19 protein-coding genes, 1 pseudogene and 1 riboswitch are annotated in these 23,219 nt (G+C 41.1%); of the genes and pseudogenes, 14 read left to right on the forward strand and 6 right to left on the reverse strand.

Features of this window, described 5'->3' with window-relative positions; all coding sequences use genetic code 11:
- Positions 1-36 precede the first annotated feature (36 nt).
- The 8 genes and pseudogenes from H4683_RS05355 (at position 37) to H4683_RS05390 (ending at position 7,378) form a co-directional block, all read left to right on the forward strand.
- Positions 37-1,015, forward strand: a pseudogene (locus tag H4683_RS05355) (hypothetical protein).
- Positions 1,016-1,167: 152 nt separating this feature from the next.
- Positions 1,168-1,926: an SMI1/KNR4 family protein gene (locus H4683_RS05360; protein WP_192597806.1), complete on the forward strand. Its 759-nt coding sequence runs from the start codon at positions 1,168-1,170 to the stop codon at positions 1,924-1,926.
- A gap of 528 nt (positions 1,927-2,454) precedes the next feature.
- Positions 2,455-3,786, forward strand: coding sequence for a hypothetical protein (locus H4683_RS05365; RefSeq protein ID WP_192597807.1), 1,332 nt, complete (start codon positions 2,455-2,457; stop codon positions 3,784-3,786).
- 78 nt (positions 3,787-3,864) lie between these two features.
- Positions 3,865-4,362: an SMI1/KNR4 family protein gene (locus H4683_RS05370; RefSeq protein WP_192597808.1), complete on the forward strand. Its 498-nt coding sequence runs from the start codon at positions 3,865-3,867 to the stop codon at positions 4,360-4,362.
- Between the two features lie 42 nt (positions 4,363-4,404).
- Positions 4,405-5,502: a hypothetical protein gene (locus H4683_RS05375; RefSeq protein WP_225941898.1), complete on the forward strand. Its 1,098-nt coding sequence runs from the start codon at positions 4,405-4,407 to the stop codon at positions 5,500-5,502.
- Positions 5,503-5,535: 33 nt separating this feature from the next.
- Positions 5,536-5,979, forward strand: a complete 444-nt coding sequence (locus tag H4683_RS05380; protein ID WP_338062397.1) for an SMI1/KNR4 family protein — start codon at positions 5,536-5,538, stop codon at positions 5,977-5,979.
- A 500-nt stretch (positions 5,980-6,479) separates the two neighbouring features.
- Positions 6,480-6,986: an imm68 putative immunity domain-containing protein gene (locus H4683_RS05385; RefSeq protein WP_192597810.1), complete on the forward strand. Its 507-nt coding sequence runs from the start codon at positions 6,480-6,482 to the stop codon at positions 6,984-6,986.
- Complete coding sequence (locus tag H4683_RS05390) at positions 6,983-7,378, forward strand: hypothetical protein (RefSeq protein WP_192597811.1); 396 nt, start codon at positions 6,983-6,985, stop codon at positions 7,376-7,378. Before H4683_RS05385 ends, H4683_RS05390 begins: the two co-directional genes overlap by 4 nt.
- 134 nt (positions 7,379-7,512) lie before the next feature.
- Here the strand turns inward: H4683_RS05390 and metC are convergent, their stop codons facing one another.
- Positions 7,513-8,703 carry a cystathionine beta-lyase gene (gene metC, locus H4683_RS05395; RefSeq protein WP_192597812.1) on the reverse strand — a complete coding sequence of 397 codons (1,191 nt, stop codon included), beginning with the start codon at positions 8,701-8,703 and terminating at the stop codon, positions 7,513-7,515.
- Positions 8,700-9,821 carry a methionine biosynthesis PLP-dependent protein gene (locus H4683_RS05400; protein WP_192597813.1) on the reverse strand — a complete coding sequence of 374 codons (1,122 nt, stop codon included), beginning with the start codon at positions 9,819-9,821 and terminating at the stop codon, positions 8,700-8,702. Before H4683_RS05400 ends, metC begins: the two co-directional genes overlap by 4 nt.
- A gap of 78 nt (positions 9,822-9,899) precedes the next feature.
- Positions 9,900-10,007, reverse strand: a riboswitch (SAM riboswitch).
- A 190-nt stretch (positions 10,008-10,197) separates the two neighbouring features.
- Between H4683_RS05400 and H4683_RS05405 the strand changes: the two genes are divergently transcribed.
- Entirely contained in the window at positions 10,198-10,731 is a 534-nt protein-coding gene (locus tag H4683_RS05405; RefSeq protein ID WP_192597814.1) for a YhcN/YlaJ family sporulation lipoprotein, read from the forward strand.
- Positions 10,732-10,804: 73 nt separating this feature from the next.
- Here H4683_RS05405 and glaH read toward each other — a convergent pair whose 3' ends face one another.
- The 4 genes from glaH to H4683_RS05425 form a co-directional block, all read right to left on the reverse strand.
- The gene (glaH, locus tag H4683_RS05410) at positions 10,805-11,743 is read right to left on the reverse strand and encodes a glutarate dioxygenase GlaH (protein WP_192597815.1); all 939 of its coding nucleotides are present in this window, start codon (positions 11,741-11,743) and stop codon (positions 10,805-10,807) included.
- Between the two features lie 286 nt (positions 11,744-12,029).
- Positions 12,030-12,371, reverse strand: coding sequence for a DUF3870 domain-containing protein (locus H4683_RS05415; RefSeq protein WP_192597816.1), 342 nt, complete (start codon positions 12,369-12,371; stop codon positions 12,030-12,032).
- A gap of 23 nt (positions 12,372-12,394) precedes the next feature.
- Positions 12,395-13,606, reverse strand: a complete 1,212-nt coding sequence (gene lhgO, locus H4683_RS05420) for an L-2-hydroxyglutarate oxidase (RefSeq protein ID WP_192597817.1) — start codon at positions 13,604-13,606, stop codon at positions 12,395-12,397.
- Between the two features lie 18 nt (positions 13,607-13,624).
- Positions 13,625-14,305, reverse strand: a complete 681-nt coding sequence (locus tag H4683_RS05425) for a GntR family transcriptional regulator (protein ID WP_192597818.1) — start codon at positions 14,303-14,305, stop codon at positions 13,625-13,627.
- Positions 14,306-14,725: 420 nt separating this feature from the next.
- Between H4683_RS05425 and H4683_RS05430 the strand changes: the two genes are divergently transcribed.
- The 5 genes from H4683_RS05430 to H4683_RS05450 all read left to right on the forward strand — a co-directional run bounded on the left by H4683_RS05430 (position 14,726) and on the right by H4683_RS05450 (position 23,217).
- The gene (locus H4683_RS05430; protein WP_192597819.1) at positions 14,726-15,883 is read left to right on the forward strand and encodes a CoA transferase; all 1,158 of its coding nucleotides are present in this window, start codon (positions 14,726-14,728) and stop codon (positions 15,881-15,883) included.
- A 20-nt stretch (positions 15,884-15,903) separates the two neighbouring features.
- Entirely contained in the window at positions 15,904-17,136 is a 1,233-nt protein-coding gene (locus H4683_RS05435; RefSeq protein WP_192597820.1) for an acyl-CoA dehydrogenase family protein, read from the forward strand.
- A gap of 216 nt (positions 17,137-17,352) precedes the next feature.
- A complete protein-coding gene (locus H4683_RS05440; protein ID WP_192597821.1) occupies positions 17,353-18,891 on the forward strand; it encodes a methyl-accepting chemotaxis protein in 1,539 nt (512 codons plus the stop codon).
- Between the two features lie 578 nt (positions 18,892-19,469).
- On the forward strand, positions 19,470-20,867 hold the full coding sequence (locus tag H4683_RS05445) for a purine-cytosine permease family protein (protein ID WP_192597822.1): 1,398 nt from the start codon (positions 19,470-19,472) through the stop codon (positions 20,865-20,867).
- Positions 20,868-21,180: 313 nt separating this feature from the next.
- Positions 21,181-23,217, forward strand: coding sequence for a hydantoinase/oxoprolinase family protein (locus H4683_RS05450; RefSeq protein ID WP_192597823.1), 2,037 nt, complete (start codon positions 21,181-21,183; stop codon positions 23,215-23,217).
- Positions 23,218-23,219: the final 2 nt, after the last annotated feature.

The raw sequence follows: 23,219 nt of genomic DNA on the forward strand, positions 1-23,219 counted from the left end.
ATGACTTGATATGGTTTAGAAGAAAGGATGATAGAAATGCCAAATAATAATCAAGCATCTCCTCTTGCTGGTTCTGTTAGAGAAGCTGGTCGTTATCTCATCGACCTGACAGGTCCTCGCAGTCACACTCTTATCATTCAGCCCGGTGTGGGCAGTCTCTCCATTGGCCCGTCGCAATTGGGGAAGAAGGCAGACCTTCATGTTGCGCTTGATGCGTTCATCGATTGGACCGTATTCGATGCCTTTGCCACTCCGGCGATGTATCACGCTTCTCGGCCACTGGCGATCTACCATCTTCTCTGACACTAGCGCCGCGCACTAGCAAACGCAAGAATGAACCTTCTTTCTTGCTGCCCGACTTGGGTGAATTGTACCAAGTGACGAGCCTGACGCTACAGAACGCGCCGCTAGGACAGCCCATCTCGCTGGAGTGTCTGAACCGGTTCCCAAACCTTAACTCGCTGAGTTTGCGGGGGAACTTCTGCGACTTGGACTTGCTGGCTCGTCATGCCCGGTTAACGAATCTGGAGCTGCGCTTCATGCCTGATCTGGGGGACTTGCCGCCCTTGAACTCATGGCCGTTGCTTGACAGATTTATCGCCTACAATGTGGAAGAGTTCTCGGGCAAGCGCCTAAAGCAGCAAATGAAAACACGCGCTAAAACACGAGCGTGGACCGGCCATGCTTCAGTGAACCAATTGCGAAAGCCTGAGTGGTGGACGACCGAGTTTGGCCGCCCGTTCTCGTCCTGGCCTAAACGTGTCTGGCCAAGCTGGCTAACGAAGCTTACAACATTGCACAGGCAACATTGGCCCTGGCCCGCAGCTTTGCCGATGCCGAGGCAGCCATTATCGCTTTCAAGGTGCGCTTCAATACCCTCAAAGGTATCGAAACCACCGAACGAGAAGACCTTGATGAAGCGGTATGGCAACTCAGCCAGTCTGATCACCTGATTGGCCAGCCTATAACAGAGGAGATGGCTCAACGCTGGTTCGATGCAGTGCGCGATTACTGAATGAATGAAGTAACCCTATAAAAAACTTAGAAATTAAAGATAAAATCCTAATCGCTATTAATGAGCATACCGAATTACAAATTGAAATCAACTTAGAAAACCTCATAATCGGTAATAACTATTTCAAGTTATGTAGGAGAGGACGAATGTCAATGATAAAAGAAGAATTAATTGAACAAATGATAAACTTGGTGTCTTGTAGGACTTCTCCAGAAGAATGGAGCGATTGGTGGAATAATCATAACAAGCAGTTGGAGTCATATTTAAATCAAGGTGAATATCTGAGGCTTAAACCTCGTATGCATGGGTTCCGATGGGTACCTATTTTGGGCAGTCAAAAAGGAGCAATTAAATATTTGAATGACAGCAACATCCTTTATGTGAAAGAAAATATTTATCAGGAAAACTATGAGAAAGAACTGAAAGAATCCATTAAAGTAAACAGAGAAATGGAGAAACGGCAGTTAAAAAAAATAAAAGCTGAATTTCCTGAAATTTTTAATCGATATCCCAAGTTTTCAAATTCATTGAAATGCAATTTTGATGAAAGTGATTTCATTCACGTTGGATTAAACAATGATAAAGTCGAAGAATTTGAAACCACCTCTGGTATAAAAATGCCAAAAGATATTGCGGAATTTTTTCAAACAGTGTCAGCAATCTCTATAGAAGGTATTAGAATCGAATTTGAAAATATATATCCTCTTGAGTTTTTGGATAAAAAATATTATGTTCTTGGTGAGTTTTGGAAAGAAGCTGATGGGGACTTGGTTTTATGGGATACTTCTGAATCTAATGATCTAACAAAAATATATTATTATGCCCATGAACAAAACAAAATAAAACTTCTTACAAAAAGTTTCGAAGATTTAATTGAGAAAGAGTTTGCAAATTACAACAAGAACTTGTGAAGTGCCAACTCACGGACCACTGATAAGCTCAAATCGGTTGTTATTACCGTTCTGCTTGTTGCTCTCTTCATCATAAGTACAAATACGCTTGATCTGGATTTGAACAAATTCGTATCCCGATTAAACATCGCCGGAATGATCCTAAGCAATCTGATGCGACGGTCCAATGGAGACTGCCAACACCAGGCTGAATGAAAAGAGTGTGACTGTGAGGACCTGTCCGGTCGATGGGATATCGACCAGCATCTCTAACAGAACCAGCAGGAGGACGAGTTTGAGTATCATTTTGCATTTCTAACATCCTTTCTTCTATACCCTATCAAGTCATCTCGGCAAGTGCAGACATTGGTCCATGCCAAGAGTGGCCTCCTTGACGACAGAACTCACATCGTAGTTGCCGACATGATCAGCATTTGGTAGAAGAAGTCGGGCATGTAGGGTTTGTTTTAAAGGAAGTCAGAACTATATATTCGCAAAATTTGTCATGTTACTATAATAGAAATAGTCAGGATGAGGAGGAACGCAGTCATGACAGATTATAATCAGCTAGTTTTCGATGCATTGCCGCCCAAAGGGAGTAGCAGAGAGAAGGCTATCTCGGAGCTCGGAGCTACCGAGGCGCCTGAGCTGTTGCATCTGGCTAGTACAGAGCGCGGGAAGAGTAAGCTTGCCGCCCAGAAGGCACTGGCTAAGATTGATTATGAACCGGCTACAGCTTATTGGGAAAAGCTATTAAAGTCACCTCAAAAATGTGAAAAAATATTAAACCACACATTCTCGAATACAGTGTCGGATCTGCTTGCTGATCGATTGCGAGCTTTTTTGCATACGTTTATGGAAAAGAAGCCTGGCAGCAAGATCAGCTGGGAAGAGCATGAAACACTGCTTGCCTTACTTGGCATGATGCCGGGAAAAGCGAGTGAGAAGATGCGCGAGGTGTATGAGCTTGCAGCAGAGCATATCCAGAAGGTTTCAACATTTAAGCGCGACAGCGAGGTACTAGAGTTAACTCACAGAGATACTGCTTCATTTAATATAAGCGATACGTTGAATGGTGTGACTTTAGAGCAAGCCTTTCCTATGATTTTGGCTGGCTCTATTTTGATGGATGGAGATATTAGGCTTCAAGCGCTTGCTTGCAAGCTATTTGAACAATATGGGGGAGCCTGGCTGTCTCCTGTCTTTGCCTCTGCGCTTCTAACCAAGCCTGCTGGCGATGTTTTCGAGGCCTTTTCACCGTATTACAAAGACCCGGTGGCGCAGTGTTTTATTTTGAACGTGCTAGGTACGGTGAAGTTTGATACTAAGCCAAGCCGGCATACGTTTAGGTTTGGCTGGGGTCATATGATTAGGGATGATACATATTTTTCACTTACCCCGCTGCTATTTGAGGATTTGGATGTGCGCTGGATAGAACTTTTGGCAGCTGATCCGGAGAAGAAAAAGCTAAGCGGTCTTATTAAAACGAGCTATTATGTTGGACAAGTAACTGGAGAATTTGATGATGTGCTAGGTGACCTGCTTCCGCTAAATAATAAAATTTGCTGCCAAAAGGTTCAATCGTATTTTCTGAAAAGAGCGATTCTAGATGATGGAATTGGCGCGACATATGTTGGTATTTTGTATCGGATAGGTTATGAGGACGTTGAATCGATTCTTATGAAAAAATGGTCCCAAAAGGAAAATGCAACCTCTATTTGGAATGTGTCCAGTGATTTGCAGTCATTTACCCATTGGCCAGCCCAGAAAAGAGCAACACTTTTTGAGCAGGTTGGACATTTGGTTCAGGACAAGAAATTAAATATAAGCTATTGGAAGACGGACACGGCCGAGGATCTGAAGAACAAGCTACTCAAGTAGCTTCGGGAAATTCTATGAGAACATTTGGTTAAGAGGTGCAGTGTCCAGCATAAGGGTGTTCAACCGGTAGGAGGAAGTATGAATAATAAATGTAGCGAATTCATTAGTTGGACTAAAGATAATGGATGGTATATAGCTGATAAATTCGAATATGGATTAAATTTAAATGATAGTATAGCATCAAGGTATAAAGAAATTCCAGAAGGTTATCTAGAATTTATAAAAAGGGTTAAAGAATGCATAACGCCTAGTGAGAAAACATGGTTTATATGTGAGGATGAGTATAATAATAACTCGGATACTGCATTTAAATGGAATGAATTTGAAGTGCTAAGCTTAGAAGCAGCAGAGAATGATGAGGATTGGAAATCAGAAATAACTTCATGGTGGGATAAATATCTACCCATAGTTATGTCAGTTGATGATGGATATTCATTCTATGCAATAGATTTAACGAATGATATAGGTGCTATTGTACAAGGATCTGAGCCTGAATTCGAAGAGGTAGAAAAAATAGCAAATAGTCTTGAAGATTTTTTTCAATTAATCATGTCTAATACAATAAAGATGCAATAGAAAAAATGCATATATCAACTATTTAGAATGGAGGTAAGTAAGTTGAGAAAAAAGATGCTGAAGCAATGCCTAGAATGCGGGAAATCTGTTGGTTTAAACGGAATCTGTTATCGCTGTCGAATTAAGAATCAACGGGAAGCCTACCAGGCTATGAGCAGAGAAGAAGTGGAGAAAATGGTCGAATCGATCATCTCGAATATTGAAACGATCGGTGAGTGGGATCAAGTCTATCAAGACTTCAATGCGTTGCTCGGCTATCACGATATCAACACTGCGCGAATTGCACAAGCGGCGTTCGACAAGGGGATCTTCTATCCAGCCACGCTCTATCGGAATGCTTCGCACGAGGTACGGGATCAGCTGCTCGCGCGTCTTTTTGATCCTACATGTGAAGAAGCAGGTCATTTGCTACTCTGCCTCGCCCTGCAAGGCGATGAAGTTGTTCAGGAAGCATTCCTGAAGCTGGAGAAAAATCCGTTACCTTGGCGCAGCAAGCTGTATGTGAATCCGTCTGTCTATGCCCATTATGGTGGCTGGCATTTCGATGAGCGGGGAAATCGCAGATCATTGAGCTTCGAGAGATGCTACACAATGTTGTCAGGAGATAGCGTCGATCAGGCAGTGAAAGCGGGTCAATTATTGGAGCAACACTGTCCACATTGCGGTTGTCAGTTGGTCGATGTCCTGCGGCTGGACGGTCTTGATGAGCGATTTTCTTTTCTGAAGGTTGATGGAGTGCTGGCCATTCCCATCTGCCCGAATTGCATCAAATTCACTGAAGAGACGTTCGTGTGCTATCACGAAAATGGCCGTAGTAAGATCATTCCTTATGAGCCACCCTTAACGGAAAATTATTGTTCGGAGGCAGAACTCTTGGAGATGAGCAGGAATCAGCTCACACTTAGTGCCGAAGTAGTCCCATTGCATTATGCCAGCGGTGGTGATGAGGTCATCACAATCGGCGGCTTGCCGGATTGGGTGCAGGACGCGGAATTCGCGACATGCCCGGACTGCGATAAAACCATGAAATTTCTCGCAGCGCTTCCATGGAACGCATTGATGGATGGCTCTGAAGGTACGTTATATATCGAGATTTGTACGGATTGCCGTACACTGTGCCTGTTCCATCAACAGACATAAGGAGACTTGGGTAAAATCGGAAGGGGCGAAATGGTGGACAATAAATTACTAGACAATCTGGAGCTGTTGACAGAAGCCTATGCCCAGACAGACCGAACACCGGAATCGGAGGAAGCCATCCTTGCTTTTGAGGAAAAATACGATTGCCGGCTGCCCCCAAGCTATCGTTGGCTCCTCCTCCATTTTGGCTCCTGCCATTTTCTCGATCCATGGATTGATTCGATCCGTGATTTGGACTGGGCCTATCCCTCTTTTGTGGAAAACTACAAGGAGTATGAGCGGGCGTACGAGCTAGCTCCCCGCCGCCTTTTCCCTGTTGGCGGCATGGGAGATGGCAGCACGGTTGTGGAAGATTTGGGGACAGGACAGTTGTTGATTTTGCTCCATGACTGTGCCGGGGATGATCCTTTTGAGGAATTGGCGGGTAGTTTTGATAAGTTGATTTTGGAACAGATCAGCACGGTTCAACCATTTTGAAGAGTAGAAATGAATCGGATTTGATAGGGCAAAATGCTAAACGAGAACATCGACGAGGTGAGCGCGATGAAACAAGTGGAACAGCAAGATTGGGAATTTCTATTCCATGGAAGTGTTGAGGATGTTGATGCATTTTTGAAAAGGCATCCGTCTTTCTTGAATTTCTAATCGACCTTAACGATTTGCTCCAGAAACAGTTTGACAATACCTATGTGAATTTGGCAACTAGCTGATTTCAGGAAACGGGGAAGCTGGATTACGGTCATGAAGATGAGAAAAAATCTCTTCTAACTATCCGTTCATTCGCAGCCGATGAAGCGTCCTTGCGCTTGATCTTGCGTTATCTGACGGATATTCGGGATGAAGTGCCGGATGAGGATGGTGGAAGAGAAATCGTGGAGCTGTGGCGCGATTCTCCGAGCTGGGAGGCATGGAGGGTGCATCTGGAGCAGCTGATTATGAAAATAGAACAACGCTTAATCGCGTGAGGTGGCAGCACCGTGCACATTGAGAAGTGGTGGGGAAATTTGGTTGGCGGGACAGACGATTCGTTATTATTGGTAGATTACTTTGAAGAACTGCCGAAGTCTATAATCTCTTTGGATGAAGTTTATCGAGATCTTGGTCTGGATACCATTTTTCAAGAAGGTAATTTGAAACAAGATGCTGCTATGGGATTTGAGATGACTATTAATGGAAGTCTTGTTCATGCAGAGATGGATATTGCAAGTGCAGCTGTCATTGACTTAGCAGCGATTGTACTTGAGAGCCTAAACTGCGGTTTTGTTGATTTGCAAGACTTGGATGATGTGAGGAGCGAGAAGCGGATTGTCATCCAGGCGACGAAGCAAGATCTGGCTCTTCTTTGCAGGGTACTTGAACAATTTGCCGAAGACCCGTTTGCCTATGATTTGGCAGAGTTTGTGCCTGTGGAAGATATGCTGGAGCTCGGGCAAGCCGCGCAAGAAATAGCGAACGAGTTGAAAAAATGGGAGGAGTTAACATGAGTTATGATTTGATGACTTTTGAGACGAGCCAGGCGCCACAGGAAAAAGAGGCATTTATGACATGGTACGAGAAGCAAGTGGAGTGGAAGGAAGGGCATGGCTACAACGATGCTAGGGTTTGTTCCCCAGCTTTGCAGAACTTTTATAACGAGTTGACAGAGTCGTTTCCCAATATGAATGGTAATATCGATGATGACACGATAGATGCCATGGAGGAGGCGGGAACCGATAACCGCTTAACGGATTATGGGCTGGGTACGGCGGTTATTTATGCTGCTTTTGCCTGGTCGGTTGCCGAGGAAGCCTACACAACGATGCGAACAGTAGCCCAGAAACACAAGGTTGGATTTTTCGATGTGAGCGGTAGTGAAGGCGAAATTATTTTTCCATGACAGCCCAATCTTCTACAGCGACATCGTGGAGGAATAGTGGAGACAACGGGTTATTCACACCATTCTAACTCGCAATTTCCGTTCGCTAAAAAATTTGGTACATAAGGGGTTATCGGTATTTTGGAGGTTTTCATTTACCTCCTTTCGGCTCGTATAACCCCTAATTCACACACCCGTAAAGCTTGGGCAAAATCTGCTAGCAGATCATCGACATGCTCAAGCCCAACCGAAAACCGCAACAGTCCGTCTGTGATTCCGCGCTTTTCGCGTTCAACCTTTGGCATAGCCGCATGGGACATTTGTGCAGGGTGTGAAAGGATGGATTCCACGCCTCCGAGACTTACAGCAAAAACGGGTATTCGTAGGTTTTCGACAAAAGTTTTTGCTGTTTCCCTATTCGGCAATCGGAACGAAAGGACAGCCCCAGCTCCTGTTGACTGCGCAGCATGAATCGAATGGCCAGGATGACTGACTAATCCAGGATAAAACACCTGTTCAACTAACGGATGGACATCCAAATAGGAGGCGATTTTCTGTGCGGATTCGGATGATTGTGTTAAACGGACGCCTAACGTTTTGATGCCTTGGATGAGCGAATAGGAATCCTGCGCGCCTAAAATGGCTCCGAATGAATTCTGGATGAAAGCCAATCGATTACCAAGTTCTTCATCTTTCGTTACCGCGATTCCAGCGATGATGTCGCTATGTCCCGATAAAAATTTAGTCGCACTATGAAGGACAATGTCGACACCTAGTTCAATTGGGCGCTGATAAAGGGGTGTCATGAACGTGTTATCAAGAAATGTTAAGCAATCATTGGCTTGTGCAATTTTGACGATTTCTCTAATATCCGCAATGCCTAAACGTGGATTCGATGGTGTTTCGATGTAAATCACTTTCGTATTCGGTTGGATTGCTCGGACTGTTTCCTCTAAATTCGCAAGGTTGACAAATGTATGCTCGATACCGAATTTCGTCAAGACTTGTGTGATGAATCGGTATGTCCCGCCGTATACATCTTCGGTCACAACAATATGATCACCGGCTGAAAGGAGCATGAAAGCAGAAGAGATGGCCGCAATTCCAGAAGCGAACGCTAGCCCCCTTGCGCCACCTTCTAATTCGGCAATCGTTAGTTCCAATGCATGCCTTGTCGGATTTCCTGAACGACTATAATCATACGGTCCGAACTGATCGAAGCTTTCCTGGTGAAATGTTGAGGATAAATAGATTGGGACATTAACTGCACCTGTTTTCTGTTCGAAATTTTCAAGGGTTGATGCATGGATGATTTTTGTTTCCAATCGATCTTTGTACAAGCTCATGGCTGGTAGACCTCACTTTCCAATGCTGCAAATACTTGATCCAAGTCTGCAATCAAATCTTCTACCTGTTCCACCCCGACGGAAAATCGCAAAAGTCGGTCGCAAACACCGCGTCGTATCCGTGCTTCCAATGGAATATCCGCATGTGTCTGTGTCGCAGGATAGGTTATGAAACTTTCAACCCCTCCGAGACTTTCAGCAAACGTAATGAGTTGAAGATTTTCTAGAAATGGTCCAACCCACTCACTTTCCTTAAGTCGAAACGATAGCATACCGCCTTGTCCTGCATAAAGAACGTCCGTCACCATAGATTCCTCTTCCAAATACGCTGCGATTATTTTTGCATTTGCATCATGTTGTTGCATCCGCAAGTGAAGTGTCTTCAATCCTCTAATCACTAACCACGAATCAGAAGGGGAGAGGACCGCACCAATTGCGTTATGGTTTTTCTCCAATTGTTCGCAAAGTTCTTTGCCTTTCGCAACGACGAGTCCAGCAAGCACATCATTATGGCCTCCAATATATTTCGTCGCACTATGAAGAACGATGTTTGCACCCTGTTCGATTGGCCTTTGGAAAAACGGCGTTAAAAAGGTGTTATCTACGACGAGTAGCAAATTATGCTTGCGTGCCAGTTCTGCATACTGTCCGATGTCAATCAGCTGCATCAACGGATTCGTTGGCGTTTCAATGAAAATCGCACGTGTTTTCTCGGTTATCAACTTCTCAACGCCATTGACATTCGTGAAATCTGTGTACGTTGTATGAATGGAATAAAAATCGGAATAATAGTCAAGTAACCGGTATGTTCCGCCGTAAATGTCCTCCGGAACGATTAACGCATCCCCTGAGCGGAACAGAGAGAGGACCAACTGAATGGCGGCCATCCCGGAACTACATGCGTACCCTGCATCTCCACTTTCCAAATTCATAATTCCTTCTTCCAAAATGGATCGAGTTGGATTTTTTGTTCGTATATAATCATAGCCGGTGGACTTGCCAATTCCATCGTGTTTAAAGGCCGTCGATAAATAAATGGGTGGATTGACAGCACCTGTACTTGAATCACCACGATTTCCTAATTGCACTAACATTGTTGCTAAACGCCTCTTTGTCATCGTTATCATCCTTTCGTTATGAAATAAAAAGAGGACCCGCTATAAGAAGAGGGCCCTCAATAAGTTTTGAAGTCAATCTTCTTATCTTCAAGACGTCCCCGTCTATTGGAATTAGCACCATACCTAAAATATAGGCTGGTTGCTGAGACATCATAGGGCCAATCCCTCCGTCTCTCACGATAAGAATAAAACTATTCAATTGTTTGAAAAGATTAATTTATCCAATATTATCATGTCAATACTATGAATGCAAGTAGTATTTTCCAAAGTTGAATTCCAACTAAAGCATTTTTATTTTGATTAAGTAAAAATGTGATACATAAAAAAACTTTTTTTGGCAAGTCTATATTTGAATGCAAATGAAGGAGGAATAGCAATGAAAAAAATACAGATGTTTACAATGATCTTTCTTGTTGCAGTGTTATTAATGGGATGTGGAATGGGAGCGAAGAAAGTTGATAACGCAACGACGACCCCAGAGACAAATGTGGGTACAACAACAACACCTGAAGTTGTGGACAAGAGCACAGTCCCGAATGAAAGTAATAAGTCTGATTTAACGACTACCAATCAGTCTAAGCTGGAAGTAGCTGATGAGGCTGCGACCCGTATTACTGAATTAAAAGAAGTAGACAGTGCAACCGTTATCGTTACAGATGAAAACGCATATGTTGCAGCCGTTTTAAAGGATAATAAAAATGAAAAAGTAGCGAAGGACTTAGAGGACAAGATTGCAGAAAAAGTAAGATCTACGAACGCGGTTATCAAGAACGTCTATGTGTCGGTGAATCCTGAATTCGTGAAAAGGATGACGGAATATGGCACGAAAATTAATGAAGGGAAACCAGTAGAAGGGTTTTTTGAAGAGTTTTCCGAAGCCATGCGGAATGTGTTTCCTACTGCACGCTAAAATTTTTTTCCTTTAAAAAAACAGATTAGACAACCTACTTGGGCTGTCCAATCTGTTTTTTGATTGTCACATATTATTCAACAAAGTGACCACGTTGACGCATTAATTCACGATTCAAGTTAGGATTTTTTTCAAAAGCTGCTCGGCCATGTAACCAGAACAAATTGTTTAGAACAACGAGATCTCCTACAGGGAGTCCCAATTCAATCACGCTTGAATCATTCTCCATCGATGTTGATAAGTCACTTAAATAATGTGCCTGTTCAATTGTATCCGGATAAGCGAATTGATCAATATAACAGATACATGGTTTGTCATTGACTTTGAAGAATGTTTTACGTGCAACTTCTTGAGAAACATTTTTACTTTGGGGTGCTTTATACGTGAATTTATGGTCAGCGAGTGGCGTATTAGCAAACTTATCTAACTCATTCCAGTCGTCTAGATGTAACAAACGTGATTCGCCACCCACTGCATTTTCTTCAATCATTTTCATCATAAGAAGCCAATCTGTTGGCTCATCTACAAATGTACCGTCCGTGTGGAGTGTAAATAGTCGGTACGCTTGACGAAGATAAGAATCGCTTGAATCCGTGTCTTTTACCGAGAAGCGAGCGTAGTATTTACCTGACATAGAGTCGTGGTTTGGCATACCAAGAAGATGAGTAATTGCCGTTGCAAAAATCACATAATCATCAGTATCCTTCGTTACGCCTTCTAAGCCAAGTGTAAATCCACCCGTTTCACGATTATGAATGATGCTTCTAATGAGTTCACTAAAATCCTCACCAAGTTGATCTAAAAGAAGTGATGAAACGATAAGACGATGATAAGGAGTGTATTCCAAACTTTCGACAGAAACATTTTTTTCTTTCACTGTGTTCAAGAACCCTTGAATCGCTGTTTTTGAAATTTTTACATGGTACAGGCGATCCGACTGTGGGTGTACAGTTACCTCATACAATTCATTTTTTTGAACCAATTGTTGTGCTGTCTTTTCTGCGATACTCATAAAAAAATCCTCCTATAGTTTGTGGTTTAGGGAATGAAGATAAATACAAAAAGCCAATTGCAAAGTAACCTCCTTAAAAACGAGGTGTACAAGTGCAACTGGCGTGTATTCGCATTCTGGCTTTACGGGTATAAAGTCTCAGCAAATTATGCAGTCATCTATTCATTTCCTAATTGTACTGTTATATGCATTATTCACGATTTTGAAAAGGTGTTTTCCAAAGGTGAATATCTATTTTACTAATTTCAAAGATATCACGGTGAACTGAATACGTCAACTAATTAGATTAATCTTTTTTCTTTTGGTCATCTTCATTAATTTGATTATAATGAAGGCTTAAATCTTTCAATGCGGCAACAAGTGCATTTGTTGCTTTACCTTGGTAATATTTTTTAATTGCGGCAGTTGGTTCGTCTATTCCATCTTTTAAACTATAGCCTGTTAATACTTGTTTGATAAATTCACGACCGTGATCTGTCACAAGTGTACAGGAAGCATCTATGATGACACCGTATTTTGTATCGACAACTGCTGTAATAGAAAGTGTATTAAAAACACTTTTTGCTGCCATTCCTTGTGGAAGACGAGCATGTCCAGCTAGAAAAATTGTTTTGCCATTGAACATCATGGTTTTTCCCTCCAATTAAGTTTTTAAGGTGTTACTTCAATTAAGTGAGATTGTACTGGAACCCGACGAACTATTTCTTTTCCAATTTCAATAGAAGCAGTGGCGGCAGGAGATGGGGCATTGCAAACATGAATGGTCCTTTTTCCAACGATAATTTGGAAATCATCGACCATATTGCCATCATCTCGAATCGCTTGTGCACGTACACCAGCAGGTGCTGGAATAAGATCATCTTGTTGAATCTCCGGGATTAGCTCTTGTAGACTCTTCGTAAAAAGTCTTTTACTAAATGAGCGTGAATACTCGCTCATTCCTTCTTTTGCGAACTTCCCAGCGAGCTTCCAAAATCCTTTATAAGTCAAGACTTCTGCCAAATCCCTTGCACTAAAATCAGTTTTTTTATAACCTTCACGCTTAAAACTTAGAACAGCATTTGGGCCTGCATCCACTTCTCCGTCAATCATTCGTGTGAAATGAACACCTAGAAATGGAAAATCAGGATTCGGCACCGGATAAATCAGGTGTTTAACAAGATGTCTTTTTTCCGGTTTCAACTTAAAGTACTCCCCGCGAAACGGAACAATTTTCATATCCGTTTTATAGCCAGCAGAGAAAGCAACACGATCACTATGGAGGCCGGCGCAGTTAATAACGACTTGTGCTTCAATTGAACCTTTACTTGTTTCGATTGTTACGCCATCTTGACGTTCGTCCATCTTATTAACTTTTGTACCTAGTCTAATTTCACCACCATTTTCACGGATAATATCAGCAAACTTCTCACTCACTTGCCGATAATTCACAATTCCAGCTGCGGCTACGCGAATTGCTCCAAGCCCATTTACGTGAGGCTCGATTTCTTTTAATTCGTCAGCAGAAATCCTTTCGATGGCCAATTCATTTTGAAGCCCTCTCTCATATAGATCATCAAGAAGTGGGAGTTCCTCCTGCTTCGTTGCAACAATAACTTTTCCACAAATATCATGCTCGATAGCATGTTCTTCACAAAATCGGACCATCGATTGACTTCCTTGTTTTGCAAAACGTGCTTTATAACTACCGGGTTTATAGTAAATCCCAGAATGAATGACACCGCTGTTATGGCCTGTTTGGTGAGAAGCAAGTGTGTCTTCTTTTTCAATCACGACTATTTTGGCATCGGGATAGCGGTTATAAAGTGCCATCCCTGTTGATAAACCTACAATTCCTCCTCCGACGATTACAAAATCATACATATGTGCATTACCTCCTTTTTATTTTGAGCGTTCTGTGTTCAATTGCTCCATGATGTAAATCAAGTTATTTTTCGTGTGTAAAATATGGTATTCAACGATTGAACGTAGTTCGGCAGGATCTCCGCGTAGAACGGCTTCATAAATCCGCCTGTGTTCTTCTTGTGTTTCACGGTAATAAGGCTTTAGTAGGTTAGGTGCGATTGGAGAAATGCCCAGTGTGTTAACCATTTTATGTGCACGTGGCCATTGACAACCTTGCCCAAGTAGCTCATGAAATGCTGCGTTCAAAGCGATGTACACTTCGTTTGTTTCATCTGATATTTCAAGATTCTCCATTTGAACTAAAATTTCTTTAAGCTGCTCTTTATCTTCTTCTGTTAAAAACGGAAGTGATTTTTCCACGACCAAACCTTCTAAAAGGGCTCGTACATGGAAAATCTCCTCAATGTCATCACGTGTAATGGGGGTTACAATCGCTCCTCTATTCGGCACCATTTCGACCAAGCCCTCAAGTTCAAGCTGGGTGAGCGCTTCGCGTATTGGCATCCGACTCACTTCAAGGCGATCCGCCCATTCTTCTTGGATGAGTCGCTCCCCTTTTTGTAGCGTTCCATCAAGAATGGCACGTCTAAGATTTTCAGTTACATAATGAACAATTGTAGATTTAGCTTGCTTAATGCGTTTTTTTTCAAGAGTCAAAATATTCACCTCAATCCATATTGGATACAATTTCCACCTTATCACAGCTTTTGAGTAGTTTCAACAGCTTTTTAAAGTAAACTTGAATCCAATCCTATGATTTTAGAAATGAATAGAACAGTAAACAGAATGCTCTGATTTACATTAATCCCTTCGAATTGAATATGAAACGCCATCAAATGGTTTCAAAGGTTATCTTTCTATGTTTACAAGTTCGTCATAATGTGATAACATTTTGAATAATGAATCATGACGAAACATTAGTTTCACATGATTGGCATTAAAGCCGACACTGCCTAATCTGTAGAAAATCTTTTCCGAGATTTCTAATCGCAGATAAAAAGCCAGTTCAATTTGACTTACAGCAAAACTGTAGTCTTTTTGAATTGGCTTTTTAATTTCAGTGAAAGGAGTGAGCGTGTGAGTGGGGCACTGGATACGATAAAGATCCTTGACTTATCACGAGTTCTTGCAGGTCCATATTGTACGATGATTTTAGGTGACCTGGGTGCGGAAGTGATTAAAGTTGAAGCACCTGGCGGAAGTGATGAAACCCGTAAATGGGGTCCGCCATTTCATAACGATGTAAGCGCTTATTATTTGAGTGCAAACCGTAATAAAAAAGCGATTTTTGCAGATTTAAAAACCGATGAAGGTATTGGAATCATAAAGACGCTGGTAAGTGAGAGTGATGTTATTGTTCATAACTTCAAAACGGGAACAATGGAGCGTTTTGGTTTAGGGTATGACACTCTTTTCGAGCTAAATCCCCGAATTGTTTATTGTTCGATTACGGGATTTGGAGAAACGGGCCCAAATCGTTATATGCCGGGTTATGACTTTGTGATCCAAGCGATGAGCGGACTCATGAGCATCACAGGAACCAAAGAATCGGGCCCACAAAAATTTGGAGTTGCAATTGTAGATGTTTTGACAGGTTTATACGCATGCATTGGAATTCAAGCTGCTTTGCTTGAAAGAGTGCGGTCGGGAGTAGGTCAGAAGCTGGATATTTCACTCTATGATTCTGCTGTGAGTTCATTAGTAAATGTTGGTAGTAACTATTTGATGTCCGAAGAAATTCCGACAGCTCTTGGAAACGCACATGCAAACATTGTTCCCTACCAAACATTCCAAACAAAGGATGGCGAAATGGTTATTGCCGTTGGAAATGATAATCAGTTTAAAGCATTATGTCATGTACTTAGTACGCCCAATTTGGCAATGGATGAACGTTTTAAGACAAATCCGAAACGTGTGCAACATCGAGAAGAATTGATTCCTTTGCTTCAACTGGTTTTCCTAACTAAATCTACAGCCTATTGGCAAGGAATGTGCCGAAATAATAATATCCCTAGTGGCCCTATTCAAAATTTGGAAGAAGTTATAAAAGATGTGCAGCTGCAATCACGTGACATGTTCATTACACGGGAGCACCCGACAGCAGGGACTATTCGGATGATTGGTAGTCCTTTGAAGCTATCACGGACGCCGATAAAAATTAACTACCATCCACCTGATCCTGGGGAGCATCATGATGAAATAATGGATCGACTGGGTCTGTATAAAAATAAGTAGTTTAAAAGGGAGATAGAATAATGAATTTTTCATTTTCAGAGGAGCAAGATATGTTGCGTAGCACAGTAAGAGGATTTGTGGATAAAGAAATCATGCCTCATATCGGAGCGTGGGATCGTGAAGGGAAATATGATCCAGCGATTATGCCAAAGCTTGCTGAGCTCGGAATAATGGGAGTTTGTATTCCGGAAGATTACGGTGGAAGTGGCATGGATTATAATTCGTTAGCGATTGTTTGTGAAGAATTAGAGCGTGGAGACACAGCTTTCCGAACAGCGGTCTCCGTACACATCGGTTTAAATAGCATGACGTTGTTGCAATGGGGAACAGAGGAACAGAAACAAAAGTATTTAGTTCCGCAAGCAAAGGGTGAAAAAATTGGTGCTTTTGGTTTAACTGAGCCTGGAGCAGGGTCGGATGTTGCTGCGATGCAATCTACAGCAGTAAAAGAGGGTGATCATTATATTTTAAATGGTCAAAAGACATGGATTTCCTTATGTGATGTTGCAGATAATTTCTTAGTATTTGCCTACACAGATGATAAGTCAAAAAAGCATAAAGGGATTTCTGCATTCATTGTAGAACGATCTTGGGAAGGTTTTTCTTCAAAAGCGATAACAGGAAAAATGGGAATTCGCGCAGGAAATACGGGAGAACTATTCTTCGAAAACGTAAAGGTTCCTAAAGAAAACTTACTTGGTGAAGAAGGCGAAGGATTCAAAATTGCAATGGCTGCGCTAGACAATGGCCGTTTCACTGTGGCGGCAGGAGCAGTGGGGCAAATTATGGCGTGTATTGAAGCGAGTGTTAGTTATTGTAATGAACGAGAAACATTTGGAAAATCCATAGGCAATCATCAACTTGTTCAACAAATGATAGCGAATATGGAAGCAGGCTTGCAGATGAGTAGCTTACTCGTCTATCGTGCAGGAGAATTGAAAAATAAAGGAAAACGTAATACGCGTGAAACATCACTTGCAAAATGGCAGGCCTGTGATTTTGCCAATAAGGCAGCAGATGACGCTGTTCAAATCCATGGTGCATACGGTTATTCCAATGATTACCCTGTTGAGCGTTATTTACGAAATTCCAAAGCACCTGTTATATATGAAGGAACACGTGAAATTCATACAATTATGCAGGCTGAGTATGTATTAGGTTACCGAGAAGATAGATTATTGAATAAAATGCTTCCTAGTTGGGAAGAACAGAAACCTGTGAAAACCTGTAAATCAGGTTGTAAAAACTGCTAACGACAGGTTTATTGGTTAAAACATCAGTCACTTCTTCAAATCTTCTATAAGGTTTGAAGGAGTGACTGTATGGCGTTAGACAGATAAACTTTATGCGGTTTTGAGTGTCTGCCAAGAAATAATGTTGTGCTGTATTATTAAGAAATCTCCGTTTTTTGCACTTCCGACCAGAAGGTAGAGTACTTAAGACCTGACGAATCAAAGGAGGATTATGAGATGAAATCGTTATTTAAACAACAATCGCAAAGGTTAGACACAGAAAAGTTCCTTTATATGGGGGAGCAGGTAGAAGGGAAAGTGGAAAACGGGGATTTATCTGCTCGTTTTTCTGTCGATTCAATCGAATCTGAGTTGCAGCCAATTGCCCGACAAATGAACAAGCTATTAGATTTGGTGAGTGTAAAATCAATGAACGTTGCAATTAGTATTGAATTATTAAATAAAGAGGCAAGGATTGGATTATGGGATATGTTTATTGACTCAAGGGATCCTGTGAATCCACATAATACGTTTATCTGGTCCAATCAGTTTAGAAGTATCCTTGGTTTTGAAGGTGTTCATGACTTTCCGAATACACTCGACAGCTGGGTTGTACTTTTGCATCCAGAAGATAAGGATCTCGCTATTAAATCATTTGAACAACATATGTTGGACAAAACTGACCGAACACCTTATGACGTGGAGCATCGGTTGAAAAACAAAAATGGGGAATATCGCTGGCATCGTGCAATTGCTTTAACAGTTCGAGAGGCAGATGGTACACCAATCCGAGTTGTTGGCGCTAATATCGATATTCATAAAGCGAAACTGGAGCGCCTAGCCCTTGATGATGTTTTAACGCGATTTGAACTCATTAATGCCGCTCTTAGCAAAAATATTGAAACGGTGGAAGCTCCATGGGAAATGATTATTTTAACTGATGAACCACTGAATGAACAAAACCAGTTCTGGTGGTCACCACAAGTTCGTAAAATGCTGGGTTTCCAAAACGAGAGAGACTTTCCGAACCTGTTAAGTAGTTGGAGCGATCTTATTCATCCTGATGATAAGAGCATTGTTTTTAGTGTTTTGAAAAATCATGTCATCGATCGTTTAGGTCAGACACCGTACGACATTCAATATCGTTTAAAGCATAGAGACGGACACTATTGCTGGTATCATTCGAATGGGGAAACGTTAAGAGATTCTTTAGGGAAGCCAATCCGGGTCGCAGGTACTATTCGTGATATTACGAAACAAAAAGCTAAAAAAGAATTGGAGGCAGATATTTCTGAATATACGACCGAATTTTCACATTCAGCTGAGCAATTAACGACATCCGTTCGCTCTTTCACTGAACGGATTCAGGACATGGCAGATACATACAAAGAAACCGTTGCGATTGCTGATAAAATGAACACTCATGCGCAAGATACAAAAAACGTGACCAGTCTCATAAAAGACATCGCAAACCAGACTAATTTGCTGGGGTTAAACGCTGCCATCGAGGCTGCTCGAGCAGGAGATCTTGGAAAGGGGTTTAATGTAGTCGCTGAAGAGGTGCGTTCACTCGCTATCAGTAGTTCAAAAGCAGTGGATGAAATTGAAGCAACAATTGACAAAGTGACTAATGCAATTGACTTAATGCTCACTCAAATTGGTACGGTCAATAAGATGATTGGCGACCAAACTGACCAAGCTGAAACGATTCAGCGTTCAACAGAGAGCATTCATGAAAGTACAAAGACGCTCGTTGATCTGATTAATAAAATCTGAATTGACGAAGGATCAACTGGATATATCAAATCGTTATTTGACTATATAAGTTGAACGAAATATCAACGGCCCATTTATACTTGAATAGTTGAAACAAACGCGTCAAACAAGCATATGTAGAATCAACAAAAGTGTAAAACTTAAATTCAACTTATATAAGTGCATATACTAACCACATAAAAGTACAAAAGTGTGGCTATAGTTAGAAAATAAAGAATTGACTTATAACTATAATTGTTATAGAATAGGAAATGTGAATAATGACTCCGCATTAAAAGTAGTTAAGCACTGCTTATTTACCGCGAAGCATTGAATGTGTCGACTAATAAATAACTGTAGAATCTGCGAAATAAAAGTGGATCATGACCAGTTAAGCTATTCATTGTACTTATGTACAATTGGATGACTTAGCTGGTTATTTTTACGTTAAATGAAGACGCTTTCATAATTAGAAATCATAGGGGAGGGATATAATTCTAGTTTGAAGTTAGTAGTCATGTAATTTCATATTTTTTTAAAAACAGTAGACTCGCAATTTAGAATACTCTTTCAGGAAAAGGGGAATAGGAGATGATGATATGACAAAAATAGTAAATCAGCCTATTAAAGAAGAGGAAACGAAAGATGATTTTGCATTAGAAAAGGTTCCGTTAAAAGGAAGAAGTATGAGTTGGGTTAGCCTTACCAATGTCGCACTAGGCGTCGCAACGGCAATGTTATTTATGCAAATGGGAAGCCTAATGGCACTTAACTTTGGTGCGATGAATGCATTACTTGCCGTTATCTATGCGACAATCTTAGGAGGCGCTCTAGGAATAGGAATTGCCTATTTCGCAGCGAAAACAGGTATGAATGTAAACTTAATGGCACGGGGTGGAGGGTTTGGCTATATTGGAGCTTCCATTACATCATTAATCTATGCGTTAAACTTTATTATGTATTCTGCGATTGAGGGTGCGATTATGGCATTTGCAGTCCATGAATATATTAAAGTCATACCAGTTTGGGCTTTAATGGTCTTCTTTGGATTAATCGTTATTCCGCTTAATTGGTTTGGAATAAAGCAATTGGACAAACTGCAAAAATGGTCAATGCCAATTTTTGTTATATTATTTATTTCTGGAGTTATAGCAGCACTGAAAATAACGCCATTCTTTACTGGAAATGTGTGGACATACCTACCAGAAGGAACTAAAGTGGGCGGAGTAGGCTTGATTGCATGTATCGGAATCATGAATGGACTAGTTGGGATTTTGGCACTTCTTGTATCAGACTACGCAAGATTTATTAAAAAAGAAGAGTTTAAAATAGGTGTGTTTGCTGTAGGATTCCTCCCGCAATTTGTAGCTTTCCTTCTAATGGGTGCTATAGGTATATGGTTTGGTGTCCGCATAGGTGAACAAAACCCGGGAATCTACTATGTGCAGCTTTTAGGGATAGGTGGAGCTGCATTCACAATCCTAACCCAACTAAGGATCAATATCACTAATTTGTATAGTGGTTCTTTATCACTTGCAACATTCTTTGAAAACGTCTTTACGTTTAAACCTGGACGAAAATTTTGGGTTGCCTTTACTTCAATTGCTGCAATTTTCTTAATGCTAGGCGGGGTATTAGATCATCTTAGTAGTTTGCTAACATTCCAAGGTGTTTTCCTTCTGTCATGGGCGGCAATCTTAGTTACAGATGCATGCGTAATAAAGAAGTTACTTAAGATTGGTCCTCGATATTTTGAACATAGGAAGGAATACTTGTATGCGTGGAATCCAGTTGGAACTATTTCGTTAATTGTAGCTAGTTTAATAGGATCTATTGCCGCATTCGGTTATATGGGTGAATTCTTACAAGCTTTTGCTGCATTTATGGCGGCCGGAATTGCTTTTGTCTTAGCGATTATTCTCGCGATAATGACGAAAGGTAAGTATTACATTAAGAAGGAAGCTAGTGATATTACGCATGATGAGTATATTGCGTAAATGCTAAAGGAACCATCAAAACATTTACTATTTCCATTAAGTTCAATAATTAGAAATTAAAGAATTGACTTACAATAAAACTTGTTATATAGTAATTATTATCAATAATGACTTCGTTAAAAAGGTAGTTAGACACTACTTGTACACCGCGAAGCATTCAAGGGCAAGTTGTTAATTAACTGTTGAATCTGCTGAATAAAAAAGTAGATCGGGGCCAGTTAAGTTACTCAATGTATTATTGAGGGGCTTAACTGGCTATTTTTCGGTTGGTTTGAAAGCGTTTGCAAAAAAGAGATAAAGGGAGAGGAATGGATTGACAGATTATCGTTTCGCAGTTGATGTTGGAGGAACATTTACAGATGTGTTTGTTTTCGATGAAAAGAATAAAAAAATGTTTATTACAAAAGTATCATCTACACCATCAGAACCCGAAAAAGGAATACTAGCAGCAGTTAAAAGTACAGGGTTATCAGGAAAGGATATTCTACAGTTTTCACATGGTACTACAGTTGGAACGAATGCATTGATTGAGCGGAAGTTACCTAACACTGCGCTTGTAACAACAAAAGGATTTCGAGATGTAACTGAGATTCGTGATGGAACAAGATTAGACTTATGGGATGCGTATAATGACGTGGCACCACCTTATATTAAGCGACGTAACCGATTCGAAGTAACAGAAAGAATGGACTATGCAGGAAATATATTAGAGGAAATCAATGAGGAAGAAGTACGAGCTTTAGGTGCTAAGTTAAAGAGGCGCGGTGTTGAATCTGTTGCGATTTGTTTTATAAATGCTTATAACAACGGGGAAAACGAAGCAAGGGTAAAAGAAATTCTTCAAGAAGAATTGGGAGACGTTTTTATTTGTGCATCAAGTGATATTTTACCTGAAATTTTTGAACATGAAAGAATGAGTACAACAATTGTAAATGCCGTCCTCGGTCCAACGGTAAGTCATTATATTCAAAAGCTTGAGGTGGAGATGAAAGGTTTAGGTTATGAGGGGGATATTTTAGTTCTTCATTCTGGAGGAGGAGTAATGACTTCGGAAACAGTTCCACGTTATTCTGCTCGCATGGCCAGTTCTGGGATTGCAGCAGGTGCAATTGCAAGTAAATACATTGCAAATTTATGTGGACATGAAAATGCAATTGGTTTTGATATGGGTGGAACGAGTACTGATATCTCATTAATGTATGAGAATGAATTAAGGATAACGAAAGATTGGTATATTGAATATGGCTATCCAATCGGATTTCCAAGTATAGAAATACTAACAATTGGAGCCGGAGGAGGGAGCATCTCTTGGATTGACGAGGGAGGGTCTCTACGGAATGGGCCACATAGTGCTGGGGCTGAGCCAGGTCCAGCTTGTTATGGACTCGGTGGTGTAGAACCAACGAATACCGATGCAAATATAGTTCTTGGAAGATTGGATACAAAGTTGCTTGGCGGTCAAATGATATTAGATAAGGAAGCTTCATTAAAAGCGGTGTATGACTACATAGGAGATCCATTTAATCTAGATGTAGCAGAAGCAGCGAACTCAATTTTAAAAGTTGCAAATGCAAATATGTGTGATGCGCTTCGCTTAATATCAGTGCGTCGGGGCTATGATCCACGTGATTTTGCGCTTGTTGCATTTGGCGGTGCTGGTGGTCTTCATGGGGCTTATTTGGCAAAAGAAATGGACATTCCAACAGTTATTATTCCACCGCATTCCGGGGTAGCAGCTGCGATGGGCTGCTTGATGGTTGACGTTCAACATGATATCACAAAAACATATTTGGTAGATGCAAAGAGTGTTTCAATTGATGCATTAGAGGCCGAGTTTGCTGAAATGGAGAAAGAAGCGAAAGCACTGTTAGAAGAAGAAAAAATTGATGAAAGTGCTATGAACTTTATTCGTTATATTGATATGAGATATGCGGGTCAATGGCGTTCGTTGGCTATTACACTTGGGCGAACACTCGATTCAATTGAAGGTGCGCTTGAACAATTCCATCAGGAACATGAACGTGAATTCGCTTTTTCTAATAAAGATCAAAGTGTAGAGATATACGGATTACGAGTTGCTGCAATCGGTACGGTAGAGAAACCTCAACTTCCAAAGAAAATTATACCTGGAACAGTAGACTTGGCATTTAAGGAAGCGCGGCCTGTTTACTTTGAAGAGTCAGGTGGTTTTGTAAATACACCTGTCTACCAAAGAGAGGATATCCCTACGGAGGTGGAGATAGAGGGACCCGCAATTATTTCTCAGTTGGATTCAACGATTGTAATACCTCCTCATTTCACAGCAAAAGCGGACGACTACAGAAATATCATTATTCATTATAGTAAGTAAAA

The organism is Sporosarcina limicola (assembly GCF_014873855.1).
GTDB classification, from domain to species: Bacteria; Bacillota; Bacilli; order Bacillales_A; family Planococcaceae; genus Sporosarcina; species Sporosarcina limicola.

Bases quoted from the DNA above. Each gene is read 5' to 3' on its own strand.
- H4683_RS05365 (WP_192597807.1), top strand. From the start codon at position 2,455: ATGACAGATTATAATCAGCTAGTTTTCGATGCATTGCCGCCCAAAGGG.
- glaH (WP_192597815.1), bottom strand. From the start codon at position 11,743: ATGAGTATCGCAGAAAAGACAGCACAACAATTGGTTCAAAAAAATGAA.
- H4683_RS05390 (WP_192597811.1), top strand. From the start codon at position 6,983: ATGAGTTATGATTTGATGACTTTTGAGACGAGCCAGGCGCCACAGGAA.
- H4683_RS05440 (WP_192597821.1), top strand. From the start codon at position 17,353: ATGAAATCGTTATTTAAACAACAATCGCAAAGGTTAGACACAGAAAAG.
- H4683_RS05400 (WP_192597813.1), bottom strand. From the start codon at position 9,821: ATGACAAAGAGGCGTTTAGCAACAATGTTAGTGCAATTAGGAAATCGT.
- lhgO (WP_192597817.1), bottom strand. From the start codon at position 13,606: ATGTATGATTTTGTAATCGTCGGAGGAGGAATTGTAGGTTTATCAACA.
- H4683_RS05435 (WP_192597820.1), top strand. From the start codon at position 15,904: ATGAATTTTTCATTTTCAGAGGAGCAAGATATGTTGCGTAGCACAGTA.
- H4683_RS05405 (WP_192597814.1), top strand. From the start codon at position 10,198: ATGAAAAAAATACAGATGTTTACAATGATCTTTCTTGTTGCAGTGTTA.
- metC (WP_192597812.1), bottom strand. From the start codon at position 8,703: ATGAGCTTGTACAAAGATCGATTGGAAACAAAAATCATCCATGCATCA.
- H4683_RS05360 (WP_192597806.1), top strand. From the start codon at position 1,168: ATGATAAAAGAAGAATTAATTGAACAAATGATAAACTTGGTGTCTTGT.
- H4683_RS05445 (WP_192597822.1), top strand. From the start codon at position 19,470: ATGACAAAAATAGTAAATCAGCCTATTAAAGAAGAGGAAACGAAAGAT.
- H4683_RS05370 (WP_192597808.1), top strand. From the start codon at position 3,865: ATGAATAATAAATGTAGCGAATTCATTAGTTGGACTAAAGATAATGGA.
- H4683_RS05415 (WP_192597816.1), bottom strand. From the start codon at position 12,371: ATGATGTTCAATGGCAAAACAATTTTTCTAGCTGGACATGCTCGTCTT.